We start from the raw sequence: 19,082 nt of genomic DNA on the forward strand, positions 1-19,082 counted from the left end.
AAGGCGGTTGTACGATCACACGCAGCGCAGTCAACGAGACTCCCCCCGACACACCTCGGCGAACACCTCAGTGATGGGTTTTCGCGGGAAGCGTTTGCTCAGGGCCTTGACCTTGGCGCTCAGGCGCACCAGGTCGCGGCCAGGCGGGGCCCATTGCTCGGGTGGAAGGGGTTCGGACCATTCGCGCATGGCGTCTGGCAATTCTCGACGTCCGACTTTGGCGATGCGCTTTATCTCCCACTCCACCAGCCGGTTCGGCAGTGTCCACAGGGTCATCACGTGGTAGAAGTACCAGAAAAACCCGTACACCCAACCTGCTTCTTTGTCCCGTATCTGCTGGTGCAGACGGGCGCGGGCATTGCGGAACGTGTGCAGGCCTTCGTGGAGTGGATCGTCAGGCCCTGACAACTCCAGCGGGTCCTGAACAGCCTTGAGTTCATCTAGTTCGTATTCCATATACCCGCGAACCGCCTCCCAATGGGCGATCGCCAACTGCAGCCCCCCGCACAGGAACTCCAGCCGCACCCACTCCCCTTCGTGCTCGAAACCCATGCCCATTTCATACTCACGTACCACCCCGTACTGGCTCGCTGCCTGCTCCTGCACCACCCAGGCCGACAACGACTCCCACGGCACAAACAACGGCTCCGCCTCCTCCTCGAGCATAAAACACACCTCCCGTCGCTGACGGTTGAAGCGCGTGGGAATGACCCGGATAAACAGCAGGTGATGGTAGAGCCAGATGGCGAAGCACATGGTTGATGCCGCTAGCCAACCATAGATAGCTGGTCTCCAGGCAGCAAAAAACATCCCTTTGATCGAGTTCAGAATAACCTCGCCACTTAATCCTAAAACCACGCCTATACCTCCCCCTATCAGAGGAAACCCAAAAGCAACCAGACAGGCGTACGCAAACACCCCTCCCAAATTCATCTGATAAGAAAACACATTCGGCATCCCGCCCCCAAAGTCCAGGTAGATATCGTTGTGGTCGCTGATATACGGGCAATAGGGCTGCGCCCCGGTGGGCAGCGGCAAGGGCGCCAGGTAGGTTTTCTGCCCGGCAGGGAAATACTCGATATCACCGGCACGTTTGACGGGTGAAGGAGAGGGCTTTACAACGTCAGGCTGCGTCATGCCCGGCCCTCCTTGGGCTCCCCCCGACACACCTCCGCGAACACCTCAGTGATGGGTTTGCGCGGGAAGCGTTTGCTCAGGGCCTTGACCTTGGCGCTCAGGCGCACCAGGTCGCGGCCAGGCGTGGCCCATTGTTCGGGTGGAAGGGGTTCGGACCATTCGCGCATGGCGTCAGGCAATTCTCGACGTCCGACTTTGGCTATGCGCTTTATCTCCCACTCCACCAACCGGTTCGGCAGTGTCCACAGGGTCATCACGTGGTAGAAGTACCAGAAAAACCCGTACACCCAGCCTGCTTCTTTGTCCCGTATCTGCTGGTGCAGACGGGCGCGGGCATTGCGGAACGTGTGCAGGCCTTCGTGGAGTGGATCGTCAGGCCCTGACAACTCCAGCGGGTCCTGAACAGCCTTGAGGTCATCGAGTTCATACTCCATATACCCGCGAACCGCCTCCCAATGGGCGATCGCCAACTGCAGCCCCTCGCACTGGAACTCCAGCCGCACCCACTCCCCTTCGTGCTCGAAGCCCATGCCCATTTCATACTCGCGCACCACTCCGTACTGGCTCGCTGCCTGCTCCTGCACCACCCAGGCTGACAACGACTCCCACGGCACAAACAACGGCTCCGCCTCCTCCTCGAGCATAAAACACACCTCCCGTCGTTGACGGTTGAAGCGCGTGGGAATGACCCGGATAAACAGTAGGTGATGGTAGAGCCAGATGGCGAAGCACATGGTTGAACCGGCTAGCCATGTCTTTACGCCGTATGACCAGGTAGCCAAGAAATAATCCCGCGCAAACAACCAGCTTTCTGCAGCACTGCCTCCCTGAAACACGCCCCAAAACCAGAGCAATATTGAAAACCCCCAAGTCGTGAGAGAGGCGCACATAAGCGGAATACCCAAGTTAGCTTGATAAGAAAACACATTCGGCATCCCGCCCCCAAAGTCCAGATAGATATCGTTGTGGTCGCTGATATACGGACAATAGGGCTGCGCCCCGGTGGGCAGCGGCAAGGGCGCCAGGTAGGTTTTCTGCCCGGCAGGGAAATACTCGATATCACCGGCACGTTTGGCAGGTGTCGGAGAGGGCTTTACAACGTCAGGCTGCGTCATGCCCGGCCCTCCTTGGGCTCCCCCCGACACACCTCGGCGAATACCTCAGTGATGGGTTTGCGCGGGAAGCGTTTGCTCAGGGCGTTGACCCTGGCGCTCAGGCGCACCAGGTCGCGGCCAGGCGTGGCCCATTGTTCGGGTGGAAGGGGTTCGGACCATTCGCGCATGGCGTCAGGCAATTCTCGACGTCCGACTTTGGCGATGCGCTTTATCTCCCACTCCACCAGCCGGTTCGGCAATGTCCACAGGGTCATCACGTGGTAGAAGTACCAGAAAAACCCGTACACCCAGCCTGCTTCTTTGTCCCGTATCTGCTGGTGCAGACGGGCGCGGGCATTGCGGAACGTGTGCAGGCCTTCGTGGGGTGGATCGTCAGGCCCTGACAACTCCAGCGGGTCCTGAACAGCCTTGAGGTCATCGAGTTCATACTCCATGTACCCGCGAACCGCCTCCCAATGGGCGATAGCCAACTGCAGCCCCTCGCACTGGAACTCCAGCCGCACCCACTCCCCTTCGTGCTCGAAACCCATGCCCATTTCATACTCGCGCACCACCCCGTACTGGCTCGCGGCCTGCTCCTGCACCACCCAGGCTGACAACGCCTCCCACGGCACAAACAACGGCTCCGCCTCCTCCTCGAGCATAAAACACACCTCCCGTCGCTGACGGTTGAAGCGTGTGGGAATGACCCGGATAAACAGTAGGTGATGGTAGAGCCAGATGGCGAAACACATGGTTGAACCGGCTAGCCATGTATTAAAAGCGATCCACCGGCCTGCCAAAAATGCACCGGTCATTCCCTCCCATATCTTCTCTATGCCACTCCCCATAAGTGCGAAACCTAAGCCAAGCAATAACGGAGCACCGACGCCAATTAAGCAAGCGCACATAAACGGAATACCAAGGTTAGCCTGATAAGAAAACACATTCGGCATCCCGCCCCCAAAGTCCAGGTAGATATCGTTGTGGTCGCTGATATACGGGCAATAGGGCTGCGCCCCGGTGGGCAGCGGCAAGGGCGCCAGGTAGGTTTTCTGCCCGGCAGGGAAATACTCGATATCACCGGCACGTTTGGCAGGTGTCGGGGCTGGCTTGATCTCACTGCTCATTGAAGAGTCGTTCACTGAGGAGCCGCTCATTGCACGACCTCCTCGAGTTCCAGGATATGCACCGCCAGCAACGGCAGGCCGGGGCTGGGCTGGCTCGGCTCGGTAGCGGGAAAGCGCCCGGTTTCCCGGGGGTTGAAGCGAATGCAATAGGTTTGCACCAGCACCTCGCCGCCCTCATCCAGGGTCTGCAGTACCAACTCAAGCACGATCTCCTCGGACATTAACGCTGAGGCTCGCTCAGGGTTACGCGGTAATCGCAACGTCAATGCCAGCGGGCTGCCCTGGCCTTCGCGCTCTTGCTGGCTCACCACCCGACTCAAACCGGCCTCCACCTCGGCACTGATGTCTTCACGCCGTACCAGAGGCAAGCCGCGGCTGCCCTCGCGAAGGGTGGTGGTGCGTTGCGCACCAATCAGCAAGCCACGCCAGGCTGTACCCTGCAGCGTGGCTTGAAAATCCGCGCGACTGAGCCCCGGGAAGACCAGGAAAACCTCACCCGGTTGGCTGGTGAGCAGCAGGCTGCGCCAGAACGGTTCCTCTTCTGCGCCCTTGATCTGGACAAAGGGCGCCTGCAACAGAGCCTGCAGGTAGAGCTGAAACAGCTCGAAGCTCACCGCCTTGCGCTTGTCGGCCTCCCGGCCCCACGGGGTGCATTGCAGCCATTTATCCTGGGCGCTGAGGTTGTAGCGGTTGTACAACCAGGTCCCGGCCAGCTCAAGAATCGTAAACAGGCCGCCGGCCGGGCTGGAACGAAAGAACACACGACTAAGCCGCTGTCCGGCCGCTCGCCATGCGGCCCGCCGGGCTTCTCCTTTGGCAGCCTTCAGTACGAGATAACCGGAATAAAAGGTATGGTTAAAACCGTAGGCGTTGCTCAGCATCAGGCCTCCCGCTGCGACCATTGTCACGATGGCACTGTGCTGGGCCGCCCGATTGCCGCTGCGCACCGCTTGCACCCAATTGGAGCGATATGCGTCAAGACTGATCCCCGCTGAAATGAAGCCCATAAGGTAAGCGCCTCCCCCTAGGCCAACGTGCAGTTTTCCCATCCACACTTGCAGCCGGCTCAATGTGTTGGTGTTCATTGCCAGCTGCAAGACTTTCGCCTGGGCACTTAATGCTGTGTCGAAAATACCCTGAGCCGCCGCAAAACCTGTGGCACCAGTTGCAGCTACCGCACTGTAGAAGGGTTTCCAGTCCTGTTTATTTGGGCTCTGACCTGCCAACTCCTTTATCACCTGCACCAAATTCACCGCCTGGGCCACAAACAGCAGCAGCGCCGCTCCATCCCCCAGTACGTTCAGCGGTGGCGCGCTGGTGATGCCTTTGCGGAAGTTTTCCATCAGGCCGGCGACTTGTTGCCGGCCCTCGGGCGGGAAGATGGCCGTCAGCCCCGCGCGTCCCGGCGTGGCCCCATACAGCCGTTCGTGGTAATCCGGCAGTTCCGGGATCGGGCTCATGCTGGCGGCCAGCCGTCGCTGGTTGACCTCGATCTGCCGGTTAAGCTCGTGGAGCTCTGCCATGAGCGCTTGGGATTTTGGGGACTTGTGCCCATTGAGACGATTGGACTGGCCGCGCTCTTTCTTGAGCCAGGCCTTTCTGGGCAGTTGCTCCGCCAGCTCCTGCAAGGTGGAACGCAACTTGACCAGCTCCTGCGTCGAGGCGAACTTGAACGTGACGCCTTCGGTTTTAGCCGCCACCAACAATCGGGCTTTGAGGCCAGTGGGCAGCCGGCGCAACAGGTCGTCGACATCGGGAATGGCTTTACCGTCAAACAAGCCCTCAAAGCTGGCGAGCAACAGCTCCAGCCCCCGATTGAGGGCCGGGGTCAAGGTGTGCTGCGCGGCATTGACCACGATCCGCGTGCTCTCGGGCAAGTCATCCAGTACCGGTAAACGTCCCTGCTCAATGCGCATCATACGGGCCAGCAGCTCAGGCCCGTTGTTGAACAGGGTCAGGCCGGCGGCGCTCAAAAACGCGTACTGCACCCACAATGCGGTTTGCTCACTAAAGGGCAAGGTGTAATAGAGCGGGCGGCTGAACTGCGGTTCGCGCTCGATGTAGTCAAACAGCTGGTCGCAGGCTTCGTCGCTGCGGCAAATGTCCTTGAGGCAGGCATATTCGAGGGTAAAGGCATGCCGGGCATGGGCGATGTAGAGCGGGTCGAAATACCACGCGGCCTTGTGAAAGGCGCCGCCCGTCACCAGCGCCACGCGATCGGCAGTGATGCGATCGAGCAGCAGGTTCCAGCGCGCCAGCCCGGCACGGTGGGCCGTCAGTTCGCGGTCCATGGCATCACGGTCAATCAGGTCATTGACCCCGCGCTGGCCCAGTTTGCTGCCGTGCAGGATGTCGTCGATCTGCCGATGCTGCTGCTTGCCCAGCGCCACCAGCGCTTCGAAATGGCTGTCGACGAAAGCAGCCGGCGCGCTCCGAAAGTGCTCGCGGGTAAAATACCGACGGTCGACATCTTCCATCGCTCCCAGCGCCTCCATAGCCAGGCCCCCGTTAAACGAAGGAGCACTCCGTGCAGCCTGTTCCTGCGCCGCTGCGCGGGCATCCGCCAGTGCTTCAGGCACCGCACTGCCAGCCGGTGGCAGCATCAGACCGCCCTTGTTCAGGTAGTCACGCAGCGCGGCCTGAGTCTCCCGACGCTCGGAGTCGGGCAAGCGCTCCAGGTCGGCAAACAGGGCATTGATCGCCAGGTCATCGCTGGTATTGGCCAGAGCCGAAAGATCAGACTCGCTCATTTGGCTGAGGGATTCGATGTAGCAGGCCAGCAGATAATCGCGCTCGTTATCGCCCTTCTGCGCACCGCCGCTGGCCCAGTCATCGATCCAGCCGATCACCTGATCCTGATAGTTGGCCAGGTCACGCAGCACCCCGAGGGTGTCATCCAGCACCAGGTACAGCGTGTCGTCACGGTAGTGCGGGTCGATGCAAGCGGTCAGCCGGTTCATCGACACCTGTTCAAAACGCTGGGGGCGTTCCCACACATAGGGCTGGCGCTCATGCTCGGGCAGCGCGTCATCCATTCGCCGGCGGGTGCTTTCTGCCTGCTCGTCCAGGGAGGATGCGTGCTGCCCGGCCTCGACCCGCTCGGTTGCCGCTTCAGCCAGCCAATGCTCTGCCATGTCATACGTCAGCAAATGCGGCGCACCGGTTTCACAATCGACGGCACTCAAATCCACCGCCTGCATGAAGTGATCACGCTCGCCGGGATCATCCAGCACCTGATGGCATTTTTTCGCCGTCCATTGCACCTCGGCATAAGCCACATGCACGGTGCTGGACTTGGCAAAGATCAGGCTCGGCAGATGGATCGGGGCTTCGCGCTCATCCTCCACCACCGCCTGGCCCTGCCACAGCATGGCGCTGACCAGACCGTCCTCCACGCGGTACTCGGACAACAAGCCGCTGCTGCCCTCGATCACGTACAACCAGCCATCGCGCAACAAGCGAATCCCCAGCGGACGCGCACTGAGGGCAAACGGCATCGTCACCTCGGCAGACGGATCCAGCATCGGATTGTCCACGAGCCCGTAACGCAACGGCACCAGTTGCACCGTGGACTTCATCAGCGGGCAGACGCCCATGAAGCTTCGTGCATCACTGCGCGACTTGATGACGTTGTTGGGGTTTTTAGGAAAGAACGCAGTCGACATCAGAAGGGCTCCTGCAGGCCTAGCGCTCTGCATCTGGCGATTTCAGCGGCTATTTCAACGCGCCGGGACGGGGTCAACGCCGAGCCACGGCTCAGAAGATGCTCAAGGTCAGGATGGGCATTGAGCGCGTCCTCTCCGAGATAACCGTGAATGTTGGCGTAAAGGGTGATATCGAGTTCGCTGCTGAATCCCCGCGCATACGATGCCGTTACCAGCTCATTCAACCGATCCCAACGCCCGGTCAGCGGGACATGCTCCAGGTAGGCAGGAAAGTAATGTTGCATGTGGGCCTTGAGCACCATCATTACGTTGCGCAAACTCACGGTTTCGAGCACTTCCAGGTCTTGCGCGGATAATGCGTAGCGCGTGCCATGTCGCGCTTTGGATGCAGGGCCTGGACGCGAGTGCAGATGCCAGCCACCCAGGGCGCCGTCGGCGAGCAGGATCTGATGACACGGGCCGAACAACGTGGGATCACCCGCCTCGACCGCCCTGTCCAGCAACCCATGTACGACACCCGGGTCAGCTATGCGCAGCAAAACATCCTGCCCGTACGGCATGCGTACCACGGTTAACCAGCGCAGATGTTCCATCAGGGTTTCCCAGGAGCCATCGCAGAACAGCAGGTAGCCCCACTCTTCATCAGCCTCGGCCAGAAACTGTTGCAACACCGCCTGCTGCGGGCCTTCAACTTTCACCACACGAGGCGACAGGCTCTCGAGGCCCGCCATATGCGCAGCGGTGTAAAGAGGCTCAAAGACCCAGGGATTGGTCCACTGTTCCAAGTGGCGGGATAATTTGATCAGGCGTACCGCATCCAGTAACAACCCGGTACAACCTTGCCAGTCCAGATCGACGGGCAAGCCGTCGGACAACGAAACTTCAGGTTTAAACATACTGAGTCACCTGCGTACGTCATCGGCCCGTATAAGGGCCGATGACGTGTTAGGGAAACCTGGGTTTAACTGGCGACCGGTGTCCGCCAGTCGTCAGAGCCGGAAGTCCCACTGATTTCGTGAGTCCATGTAATTTTGCGATACGTGAAGTGCACGTCTTCGAGGTGAGTGAAGTGCGAGTTGGCCGGGTCCTGGCAGTTATGCATGTAATCCTTGATATCCACGATGATCGCGTCTTCAAGCAGGGTGGTGTAGTAATGCTCTTGAGTACCGGAAGCCGAAGTCCGATACCACTTGATTTCTACCGAAGTAATCCGCTCACCGGAAGTCAGGGCTGCCAGTAACAGCGGCGAGGCCTTGTCAAAGACTTTGGTAATGCATACCGGTTTGTGAACGCGCTGCCCGGTGGGTTGGCCCGACTGGGGATCACGGGGAATGATGACTTCATGGCTGAAGGCCTGAACCATCACTTCGTCTTCATGCCCTTCCTGATAGATATTGCCCACTGAGTCGGCGGTAAAAGCACCACTCGTGATCAGACCTTGTCTCTCGCCATTGACAGACATATACGCTGGCGTAGCCATGGAACTCTCCTTGCAAAAGTTGTAGTTTTCCCGCGAAAAAAGTCTGCGAGACCACAACAAGAGTTCAAGACTTATGCCAACTTATATTCAACCCTTATAAACCACTGACTGCAGCGTAACTTTGTTTAGTTCAGGATAAAAAACACCCTTAAAACCACTAAAAGTTGCGCAAGAAGTTGCGCAGCGTGTGCAATTTCTTGCGCACTCCTCTACAGGCCTTGAGCGATAAGCCCTGCGAGGTGTTATCCACAACGTGATCAAGTTTGAACTGCGCAAATAATTGCGCAGTTCACTATTGCGACAATGGGCAGATTCAATCCTTGCACCTGCCCGTTAATGACTTAAACCGTCTGTGGTAAAAGTAAGTCGACTTCACTTTCGACACGGGCCGCATCGGGGATCCAGATCAAGAACGGATCCTTGGCAGGTCGATCGTCATGACGACGCGTGCTGCCCTCTTCGCTCCCCTCATCATCGCGCTGAAATCCAAACACCTGGCGCCGCTCGACATGAATGCTCGGCGCCGCACCTTCACCGCTGGCAGGTTCGATGTCCATCGCCTTCAAGGTTGCCAGCAGGTCATCGATAATCGCTTGGCGATTGAGGGTGAACGCCGAAGCAAAGCAGCGCCAGAAGCGCCAGCCCGCCCGTTCCAGAATGCGTTGCCGGCGCATGTCACTGTCCCAGCGATCCGGGCCGTGAAAGCGATCGCCATCGCACTCGATGGCCAGACGGCTGTCGTTATGCCCTTCAACCACCATGTCGATGCGATAGGCGCCCACGCCGACCTGCGGGATCACCCGATAACCACGTCGGGTCAGCTCATCGTACATATCGCACTCAAAGCCGGACTCACACAACTCGCGCAAGTCAGTGACCTGCACCGCATCCTGGGCAAACGGCGTTTCGAAGTGTTCGATCAGGCCACGGCGCAAACTGTCGACAGGGCTCAGGTCGCTGATCTCGACGCTGCGCACCAGGTACATGCGGTCACGTGCCCGTGAAGCCGCCACGTTGAAACGCTGGGCAATCGAGTCACGGGTATTGGCAAAACAGTCTCCCGGGGACGCGACCATCGACAGGAACATGATGTCGCGTTCCTTGCCCTGGAACGTACGCGCATCACCACAGCTGATCTGGAACTGGGTGATCACCTCTTCCCCCAGTGCCTGGGTCAGCATCTGCATGATTTTTTGCGCTTGCTCGGCTCCCAGCAACGAGACCACGCCGATGCTGCGGCCCGCAATCTGCGGCATGGCAATCAAGCGGCGGATTTCCTCGACGATCACATTGGCTTCGCCGAGGTTGAACTTGCCTTTTTTCACCCCGTCCATCACCAACAGGTCGATCAGCGGCGGGTCCAGCCGCTCGATCATCATCGGCAGGCGCAGTGGCTTGAGTTCGTGGTTATAAAACTCGCGCTTGGAGTATTCAATGATGGGCGCCACACAACGAAAGTGTTCACGCAGCATGGTTCCGCTCTTGGCAAACACCACTTTGAACAGGTCATAGAGCGAGCGCTCAGGGGACATCAATGGCCGATACAGCGCCACCTGATTGCCCAGAAAACGCGTCATCATGGTCTGCACGCGCTCTTCTTCCATGCCGATACCGTCCGGCGAGACCTGCTTGTCATCCCCCACTACCAGCACTTTCCTGGCCCGTAGCAACGCCGGCAATGCACTCAAATCAGACTGCGATGCTTCGTCGATGATCACCAGGTCAAATGCGCCGTACTGTGCCGGCAGGCTCTCGCAAATCCGGTAATGGGGCATGATCCAGCACGGGATAGCCGAGATCGCCACATCGGCCGCCAGCCGCGCATCCTGACGATAACGACCGGCTCGTACGCCGGTGCCCTTGCCGATTTTACGGATCGCCGTACGGTACAACTCAAGGGCCGCCCTGACACTTGGCGTGGCGTTCTCCGACAAGCGCAGCCAGGTCCGTTTAACCACGGCATCCTGATACAGCCGCGACAGGCTCAACTCCAGCTCACCGCGTACTTTAAACAACCGCTTGAGGTCTTTGCGGCCATCGATGCTCTCGAGGTAATGCGCCAAACGGCTCAGGCGCCAGACGTCCAGGCAGTTGTCCGCCAGCAGGGTATCCACCGGCTGCAAGCCGGGCTCTTCGCGCAAGCGTGCAGCCCAGATCAACCCACCGCTCTGTGCGATGAGGTCCGTCACCCGCTGTACGGTAGCGAGCGAGTCTGCCAGCGCCAGAACCCGGCGCAACTCGTCCATCAGCTCAGACCACTGCGCCTGAATGTCGGACGTATCCACGCCGGGTTGCCCCAGGCTCAGGTCGAAAAACCCTTGCAACCGCTCGCTCACCGCCCCGCCACAGCCCGCCAGCGCCTTGTTGAAGGCTTCCTTGGTGGCCCAGGTGGCGGCCAGGCGATGACGAATCAAATAGTGCTGCAAGATACTTTGCGCAGTGGCCAGTACCGCGTCATCCCCACTCAGCTGGCTGGCTTCAGCCCACTCCGGGAGTAACTGCCTGAGTTCAGCCTGGGCGCGGGTTTCCCAGTGATGAGCACGCACCAGATCATCGAATAGCTCAATCGCCCGGGCGGCGGCCACCAGATGCTCGGCATCCGTTTCCAGCGTCGGCAGCGGCATCTCGGCTGCCAGTGCATTCCAGCGCAGGAGCAGGGTTCGGCTGTGCTGCTGGAAGCGCACAAACCCATGCACATGCGCCCAGTCTTCATCGTTTTGCGGCTTGCTGCCGAGCACGACTATTTCGTCCAGCAACTGCCTTTGTGCGCCTTTGCCGATCAGTCCCGACAGGCCGAACGGGCGGCGGCCCTGGGCCAGGTTCTCGATGGCCGTCAGCACTTCAGGCTGCGCTTGCAGCTCAAACGTCAAGCTCACCGGCCGGGCCACGAAGGCTTTTCGTCCCGACAGGAGGGTTTCTATTTCACCCTTGAGAGTGTCGAAAAGCCCCAGTACATCGCTGTCACCGCTGCGTGACAGATAAGCCTGCATCGCGGGCACCCAGTCCTGGGCGGTGGTCTTGATCTGTGTACGCAGCGCCTGCAAGTGCTCCAGATGCTCAGCCAATGCCTGCGCCTGCTCCAGGGTTTGAGCACTGGAATCCACCAGCCGAGGCACTTCGCCCGTACTTTCCTTGTGCTGCAGCTGGCTTTCCCGAGCCAGGTCCTGATGAACCTGGATCAGCGTCTGTGCCTCTGGAAAATCAGCCAGCCGAGGTACGCTGTGTCCCAGGTAAGACAACGATTCCCGGAGCTCTGAACGGGCCTGACGCAAGGCGATAATGTCTTGCACAGTGAACTGCGGACGGTGCTCATCTCCCAGACTGAGACGGTCGGCAAAACGGGTGACTTCGTCCTGATGCGTGGCGACCTGCTGCGCGGCATGGGTCGGGCTGAGGCGCTCGCCGTCTATTTCGAGGTCCGACAGATTGCGCTCGGCCCAGTGAGTGATTTCCCGATCCACACCGGAAATCTGCCCGTGAAGCGCATTGATTTCGTCATCAATCTGACTGATTTCACGCTTGTACAGCGCTCGATCAATACGCTGAACCTCTGCCGATATCTTTTGAATCGCGAACTCGAACTGCTTCATGCCGTCCGCTTCACTGCTCAACAAACTGATCGCCAGTGGACGAATGTCTTCGGGGAGTTTTTCCTGGAGCACCGCCAGCGCCGGATCCTTCATGGACGTCACCAATACACGCTTGCCGTTGGCCAGGTAATGACTGATGACGTTGGCGATGGTGTGGGTCTTGCCGGTTCCGGGCGGGCCCTGAACCACAACGCCGTCATGCACTTCCAGCAACTGGATGATTTGCACTTGTTCGTCGTTATACGGTTTGGGGAAATACAGCTCGTGGGCCTTCGCAGCGGGGCTATCACCTCCTTGTGAGCCGCTGACATATGACAATCCGCGAAACGGCGGCAGCTCAAGGTCTTCCAGCACGTCTGAAGGCTCGGTCAAAATCGCCTGCAAAGCCGGTGGCATTACCTCCAGCGCGTCCATTGCGCCTTCAAACCGCCCCAGATCCTCGATAAACATATTGCTGTCGCGGGCACGTGCAAACAGGGTCCAGGTGTCTGTGACACACAGGTGCTCCCCCGCCTTGGGCACCGAACGGTCCTCTTCAGTGAGCGTGGGTGGCAGGTACACGCCCTGGGCATCCAGCAAGGTGGATGCCAGGCGAATCACAGGCTCATGGCTGGCGGCATCAAACGGGCTGATACCGGCCTGTTCCTGCTTGAAAAATGCCTTGGCCTGCTTATCCAGTGGCCCCACACCGGCGATTTCCGCCGCCACATAGGCGTCCACTTCGAGTCGGGGTTCGACCGAGCGCGGGCGCACTTCAATGGCCATGTTGTCCGGGTTAATGCCGACCTCGACCAACTGGCTAATCAACGGGTAATGGATGACACCGACCACGGGGTGTTCCCATGTCGAAACGCCCATCCCCCAGACCAGCTCCAGCTGGGCATCCCCCAGGTTGCCTTGCATCTGCTGCACCAGCAAAAACAGTTCAGCGTAAAGCTCAATGCTTTTACGGCGCTGCTTTTCTTCCACCGCCCATACCTGCCACGCGGTTTGGGTGTAGGACTTGAGCTGAGCCTTTATATCATCGGCATCCAGACAGTCGTCCAGATTCACCCACTCATCAGGCAAAACCTCTTCGCCGACATGGATACCGGTGGCCGTTAAGCGTGAACGCTCGGGTTCGGACAGCACACCGCTGTTGAGCAGCTCCTGGCGGTTCACCCGCGCTTTGAGGGCCGGTTCGGTCTGCGGAGTCCCCTTGAGTTCAATCCACTGCATCAGCAACAGGCTGAGTGGCGCCGGAGGCCTGGTTTCGTGCAATCGCTCAAGCCGTAACCATATTTCATCGTCGGCGGCGTCTTGCACATCCAGGCTGACGCCCGGCAAGGCCCTCAGTTTTTCTTCAGTGATGCCAAATGTTTTGTGCTGGCTCACTGTTAGCGCCGGGCGCTTTTGCATGAGCGCCGTCTGTTTGACGAATTCAATCAGACCGGCGAGACGTGCGCGTACTGTATCCATGTTTGAACTGAACCACTTTGATAAGAGGGCGCGGTCTTCATCGAGAAAACCTGAGTGCGCCGGGTGAAAGCGAAAAAACCTGCAATGGTCGACACGATACAGAGGTTCGGGCGGTAGTCAGCTACATCATTCTGTAAAAACCTCCCGTTATACAAGACGGTCCGGTTATTACAAAAAAAGGTCGTTCGCCATGCCCGCCTCACCCCAGCGCCTTGCACTCGCCATTGCGCTCATCAGCTCCAGTGGTTTTATCTCGCAGACGTTCGCCAACGACACCGTCCTGACTTCCCCCGAGACCGGCGCCCTGAAACTGAGCGCCAGGGATTCCTTGACCCTCCATTCGAACGCCAGCCTGACGACTGCCAAAGTGGCCGTCACCCTCAAGGGCAGCACCCTCGGCAAAGGGGTCGTGATCGATAACGCAGGCAGCCTGATCTCCACGGGCGGACGCGCTATCGACAGCAGCGGCAGTGAAGACGGCGAACACCGCTACAGTATTCTCAATCGCAGCGGCGCGACGATTCAGGGCAACAACGATGCCTTGCGTATCGATACCAACTTCAGCCGCGCCAGCCTGCTGATCGACAACAGTGGCACGATCCGTTCCACCGGCAGCGGCCAGGGCATTGACCTCGACGCGTTACGCAGTCCCGGCGTTTCCACCACGGTGCTCAATCGTACGGGAGGTGTGATTCGCGGGGAGTTCAGCGACGGGATAAAAACCGGCGCCCATGCAACGATCCTCAACGATGGCGAAATTTCTGCGGGCGATGCACTGACCGACAACGACAAGTTCGACGGCATCGACATTGACTCTGCCCCCGGCGTTGTCGTGACCAACCACGGCAGAGTGTCCGGCGGACGCCACGGGATAACCACCGACCTGGGCGCCACGCTGTACAACCACGGCGACGTGACCGGGCGTAACGGTTCGGGCTTCGGCTCGGATGGTAACGGCACGGTGATCAACTACGGCACCATTACCGGTGCTTACTCCGGGCTCAAGCCCAACGGTGATGGCGACGGTGTGGACATCGACCTGGTCGCCCATATCGAAAACTACGGGGTGATTGAGGGCGCCGGCGCCGGGGGTGTCGACAAGAACGGCTTCGCCAACGGCAGCGAAGGTATTGCCCTGGGCGGTGGTTATGTCCTCAACGCCCAAGGCGCACGGGTCATTGGCGCCAACAATGCGTTGCTGGTGGATGATGGCAGCGAGGGTTCCGGTGTCGCCGCAACGACGCTGGTTAACCAGGGCAGCATTGAGGGGCAAAACGGGTTTGGGGTGAAGTTTGTCGGCGAGTTTGATGATCGGGTGCTCAACCACGGCCTGATCAGTGGCAGCAATGGCCAGGCACTGGATCTGGGTGCAGGCAATGACTCGCTGACATTGGGCGGTGCCAGCCACTTCAACGGTGTGGTCGACGGCGGCAGGGGTGATGACCGTGTGGTGTTTGAGGACCCGGCGGGCGGCAGCTTCGGTAACAGTCGAAACTTCGAATGGCTGGACGTGAAGGCCGGCAGCTGGACACTCACCAGCCAGGATGACTTCAGCGCTGGCGGCAAGATTTTCAGCGGCGCACGCCTGATCAATCAGGGCGCCATCAACGGCACCCTGACCGTCGATGAGGGCGGTGTTTATGCGGGCGGGGGCAGTGTCGGCAACCTGTTGGTCAACGGTACACTGCAAACCGATGCGCAACGGGGCAGCGTAAGCGTCATCCATGACCTGATACTCGACCGGGGCGCCACCCTGGCCTATGGCGTCAATGCCGATGGCAGCAGTGCGCCCCTGCACGTCGGAGGCAGCGTCAACCTGAACGGTGCCACCCTGGCAATCAATGCCGGCAGTGGCACTTATCCCTGGCTAAGCCAGTACACGGTGCTGAACGCAGGTTCGGTCAACGGCACCTTTGGTGAAGTCACCAGTGATTACGCCTTTCTCACCCCCACCCTCAGCTACACCCCGGGCAGCGTTGAGCTGAGCTATGCGCGCAATGACGTGGCGTTTGCCGATTACGCCAGCAGCGCCAACGGTCGCAGTGCAGCCCTCAGCCTGAGCCAGCTAAAACCGGGCAACACGTTGTATAACGCCCTGCTCAACACTCATGCACAAGCCGCTGCGCCAGCCATTGAGCAACTGGCAGGCAGCAGCAATGCCAGCCTGAGCAGCGCCACCCTGGGCGCGACCCGACAAGTCGGCAACAGCCTGCTGGCAGCCATGTACTCACTGGGCGCGGGCCACGGGCTACAGGTGGCAACCAGCCGTCACGACACCCCGTCGCTGGTGGCTACCGGGGTTCCGTCCGGAGTACGCCACCTCAATGATCCACAGGCACAAGGTCGACTCTGGCTTCAAGGGATCGGCAGTTACGGTCGACTGGACGGCGAGCACGGCAGCAACGATATGACGCAGCGCACCCAGGGCGGTTTGCTGGGTGCGGACTGGGCACTGACCCCGGACTGGCGCATGGGTCTGCTGGGGGGGTATTCAAAAACCGAGGTTGACTCCCGCGGTATGGACGGTGCGGTCAACAGTTGGCATGCCGGCGCATATGCCATTCGCCAAAGCGGTGCCCTGGCCTTGCGTTTGGGGGCGGCCTATAGCGGCCATAACGGCGACAGCAAACGCACCGTCGCATTTGACGGTTTTTCAGATCAGCCCAAAGGCGATTACCACGCCAACAGTCAGCAAGCCTTTGCCGAGTTGGGCTATGCGCTGGGCAGCGGGCGTCTGACTGCTGAGCCTTTCGTCAATCTGGGTTATCAGCGCTACCATCGCGAGCGCTATACCGAAAAAGGCGGTGCCGCGGCACTGCGAGTGGAGGCGCAAACCCAGGAAAACGCCAGCAGCACACTGGGCGTGCGTTTAGCACACATGGGCCACCTGCAGAACGGCATGAGCCTGACACCGCGCCTGAGCGCTGGCTGGAAGCACACCTATGGCGATACCGGCAGTTCTACCCGCCAGGCCTTTGTACTCGGCGGATCAGCGTTCAATGTTGAAGGCAGCTCGCTGGATCGCAACAGTCTGGTGCTCGAAGCCGGGCTTGATCTCGGCCTGTCAGCGCACCAGACACTGGCCGTCGGCTACACCGGTGATATCGGCAGCAACAGCCGCAACCACGGTCTGATGGGGCAATGGCAGCTGAGCTTCTGAGGAAAACCTGATGGGTTACCCGCGGCTGCCGCTACAAGACCGGCATTAAAAAAGGCCCTTTCCGAAACCGGAGAGGGCCTTTTTATTAACGCCGGGGTTTAGCCCAGGTTAACGCCAAAGTTCGATGCCAACGGTGCCAGACCGCCTGCAAAGCCTTGGCCGATTGCCTTGAACTTCCACTCTTCGCCATTGCGATACAGCTCGCCGAAAACCATCGCGGTTTCAGTCGACGCATCTTCACTCAGGTCAAAGCGTGCCAGCTCTTTGTTGTCAGCCTTGTTCAGAACGCGGATGTAAGCGTTCGACACTTGACCGAAGCTCTGCTTGCGGCCTTCAGCTTCGTGAATGGTCACGGCGAAAGCCAGTTTCTTGGCTTCTTGTGCCAGGCCAGCCAGGTTTACGTTGACCTGTTCGTCATCGCCCTCACCTGCGCCCGAGCGGTTGTCGCCCTGGTGCACGACGTTGCCGTCCGGAGAAGTTTTGTTGTTGTAGAACACAAAGCTGCCGTCGTTCAGCACTTTGCCGCTCTCACCCACGATAAATACCGAGGCGTCCAGGTCGAAATCCTGACCGTCGGTAACCCGTGGATCCCAACCCAGGCCGACAATAACTTCTGTCAGGCCAGGTGCTTCTTTAGTCAGGGAAACGTTACCGCCTTTACTCAGACTTACTGCCATGTTCGTGAACCCTTATATAAAAAGTTGATGGGGACAGATCAGAATTTCAGGCCATAGCTTTCAGCCAATGGCTTCAGGCCACCGGCGAAGCCTTGACCGACCGCGCGGAACTTCCACTCGGCGCCATTGCGATACAGCTCAGCAAAAATCATCGCGGTTTCGGTGCTGGCATCTTCAGCCAGGTCATAACGTGCGACTTCGCTGTTGTTGTCCTGGTTCACGATGCGGATGAATGCACCGCGTACCTGACCAAAGTTCTGCTTGCGCGCTTCGGCTTCGTGAATGGTCACCGTGAAGGCGATCCGGTCGATATCGGCCGGGACTTTGGACAGGTCGACCTTGATCGCCTCGTCGTCGCCGTCGCCTTCGCCGGTACGGTTGTCACCGGTGTGCTCAACCGAACCATCGACGCTTTTCAGCTGGTTGTAAAAAATGAAATCGGAGTCAGCCCGGACTTTACCGTCAGCCTTGAGCAAGAAAGCGCTCGCATCCAGGTCGAAATCTTGACCATCGGTGGAACGAGCATCCCAGCCCAGGCCTACCAGGACTTTAGTCATCCCGGGGGCTTCTTTGGACAGAGACAGGTTGCCGCCTTTGGAAAGGGAAAGTGCCATGAGTAATTCTCCTTAATAATGTGCGATCAAGCGTTCGTGTCGTTTTTAACGTCGGATTGCTCTTCATCCTTACCAGGAAAGATGATGCTGGCCACGATACCAATGGCCAATACCACCAACACCACGATCAGGCTGGTGTTTGGATCAATTTCATAACCATGGCCAAACAAGTGATCGGTCGCGTTCAGGGCCAGCTTGCCGGCGATAAAGAACAACAGTGCGATAACCGCTTTTTCCAGGTGAACCAGGTAACGCTTCAGGGCTTCGAGGACAAAGTACATGGTCCGCAGGCCCAGGATGGCGAACATCATGGCCGAGTAAACGATCAACGGCTCACGGCTGACTGCGATCACTGCCGGTACGGAGTCGAAAGCGAACAGAATGTCCGAAACCTCGACCACCACCACACACAGAAACAGCGGCGTCGCAAACAAAGCGCCCTTGCCCACCAGGGTCATTCCCTTGTTCTGCGGCTTCGTGATCTCTTTTTCAAGCTCTTTGCGTGAAACAAAGAAATTATGTCCGTGCAGTTTCGGCCAGACCGGGAACAGTTTTTTCGCAAAACGGTAGGCCATGTGCTTGGAATAATCTTCCTCTTCGTCTTCTTCCTTGCTGCGCAACATCATGATCGCCGTCCAGGCCACGACCACCGCGAACAGCACTTCGACCCAAGGGCCAAAGGCCAGCAGGCCGGTACCGATAGCTACGAAGATCAGGCGGAATACGATGGCGCCGATGATCCCCCAGTACAGCACCCGGTGACGCAAGGCATCAGGGATCTTGAACCAGGCGAAGATCGCCATGAACACGAACAGGTTGTCGACACTGAGGACTTTTTCCAGTGCGTAACCGGTAACGAACAGGCTGGCCACGCTTGGGCCGTGGGCGTAATACAGGTAGCCCGCAAACGCGAGCGAGATCAGCACCCAGAACACCGACCAGACGGCGGCGTTGGTCAGCGAGACCGGTTTATCGCTTTTGTGGGTGAACAGGTCGATTGCCAGAGCAATGACCGCCAGAGCCACAAATACAGCGATGGTAGTTGGCGGAAAGCCAATTGCCGTGTTTTCCATGATG

11 protein-coding genes are annotated in these 19,082 nt (G+C 59.0%); 1 reads left to right on the forward strand and 10 read right to left on the reverse strand.

Going from position 1 to position 19,082, the window contains the following annotated elements; genetic code table 11:
• Positions 1 to 30: 30 nt before the first annotated feature.
• The 7 genes from AWM69_RS20530 to AWM69_RS20560 all read right to left on the reverse strand — a co-directional run bounded on the left by AWM69_RS20530 (position 31) and on the right by AWM69_RS20560 (position 13,554).
• The gene (locus tag AWM69_RS20530; protein ID WP_218728215.1) at positions 31 to 1,137 is read right to left on the reverse strand and encodes a hypothetical protein; all 1,107 of its coding nucleotides are present in this window, start codon (positions 1,135 to 1,137) and stop codon (positions 31 to 33) included.
• On the reverse strand, positions 1,134 to 2,252 hold the full coding sequence (locus AWM69_RS20535; protein WP_218728216.1) for a hypothetical protein: 1,119 nt from the start codon (positions 2,250 to 2,252) through the stop codon (positions 1,134 to 1,136). Before AWM69_RS20535 ends, AWM69_RS20530 begins: the two co-directional genes overlap by 4 nt.
• On the reverse strand, positions 2,249 to 3,391 hold the full coding sequence (locus AWM69_RS20540; RefSeq protein ID WP_256930468.1) for a hypothetical protein: 1,143 nt from the start codon (positions 3,389 to 3,391) through the stop codon (positions 2,249 to 2,251). Before AWM69_RS20540 ends, AWM69_RS20535 begins: the two co-directional genes overlap by 4 nt.
• The gene (locus tag AWM69_RS20545; protein WP_256930469.1) at positions 3,388 to 7,026 is read right to left on the reverse strand and encodes a toxin VasX; all 3,639 of its coding nucleotides are present in this window, start codon (positions 7,024 to 7,026) and stop codon (positions 3,388 to 3,390) included. The genes AWM69_RS20540 and AWM69_RS20545 overlap by 4 nt, the downstream gene beginning before the upstream one ends.
• On the reverse strand, positions 7,026 to 7,922 hold the full coding sequence (locus tag AWM69_RS20550; protein ID WP_218728217.1) for a DUF4123 domain-containing protein: 897 nt from the start codon (positions 7,920 to 7,922) through the stop codon (positions 7,026 to 7,028). The genes AWM69_RS20545 and AWM69_RS20550 overlap by 1 nt, the downstream gene beginning before the upstream one ends.
• A gap of 65 nt (positions 7,923 to 7,987) precedes the next feature.
• Positions 7,988 to 8,506: an Hcp family type VI secretion system effector gene (locus AWM69_RS20555; RefSeq protein ID WP_218728218.1), complete on the reverse strand. Its 519-nt coding sequence runs from the start codon at positions 8,504 to 8,506 to the stop codon at positions 7,988 to 7,990.
• Positions 8,507 to 8,847: 341 nt separating this feature from the next.
• Positions 8,848 to 13,554, reverse strand: a complete 4,707-nt coding sequence (locus tag AWM69_RS20560; RefSeq protein ID WP_218728219.1) for an AAA domain-containing protein — start codon at positions 13,552 to 13,554, stop codon at positions 8,848 to 8,850.
• A gap of 190 nt (positions 13,555 to 13,744) precedes the next feature.
• Here AWM69_RS20560 and AWM69_RS20565 point away from each other — a divergent pair, with 190 nt between their 5' ends.
• Positions 13,745 to 16,714, forward strand: coding sequence for an autotransporter domain-containing protein (locus AWM69_RS20565; RefSeq protein WP_218728220.1), 2,970 nt, complete (start codon positions 13,745 to 13,747; stop codon positions 16,712 to 16,714).
• A gap of 98 nt (positions 16,715 to 16,812) precedes the next feature.
• On the opposite strand, the gene AWM69_RS20570 is transcribed toward AWM69_RS20565, so the two are convergent.
• The 3 genes from AWM69_RS20570 to AWM69_RS20580 are packed head-to-tail and all read right to left on the reverse strand — an operon-like array spanning position 16,813 to position 19,078.
• Positions 16,813 to 17,391 (reverse strand): TerD family protein, encoded by a 579-nt coding sequence (locus AWM69_RS20570; RefSeq protein ID WP_048383510.1) that lies wholly within the window; start codon positions 17,389 to 17,391, stop codon positions 16,813 to 16,815.
• 38 nt (positions 17,392 to 17,429) lie between these two features.
• Positions 17,430 to 18,005 carry a TerD family protein gene (locus tag AWM69_RS20575; protein WP_048383507.1) on the reverse strand — a complete coding sequence of 192 codons (576 nt, stop codon included), beginning with the start codon at positions 18,003 to 18,005 and terminating at the stop codon, positions 17,430 to 17,432.
• 26 nt (positions 18,006 to 18,031) lie between these two features.
• Positions 18,032 to 19,078 carry a TerC/Alx family metal homeostasis membrane protein gene (locus AWM69_RS20580; RefSeq protein WP_131654923.1) on the reverse strand — a complete coding sequence of 349 codons (1,047 nt, stop codon included), beginning with the start codon at positions 19,076 to 19,078 and terminating at the stop codon, positions 18,032 to 18,034.
• Between the last annotated feature and the right edge of the window lie 4 nt (positions 19,079 to 19,082).

The sequence above is a fragment of the Pseudomonas sp. D1HM genome (assembly GCF_019266105.1).
GTDB classification, from domain to species: Bacteria; Pseudomonadota; Gammaproteobacteria; order Pseudomonadales; family Pseudomonadaceae; genus Aquipseudomonas; species Aquipseudomonas taetrolens.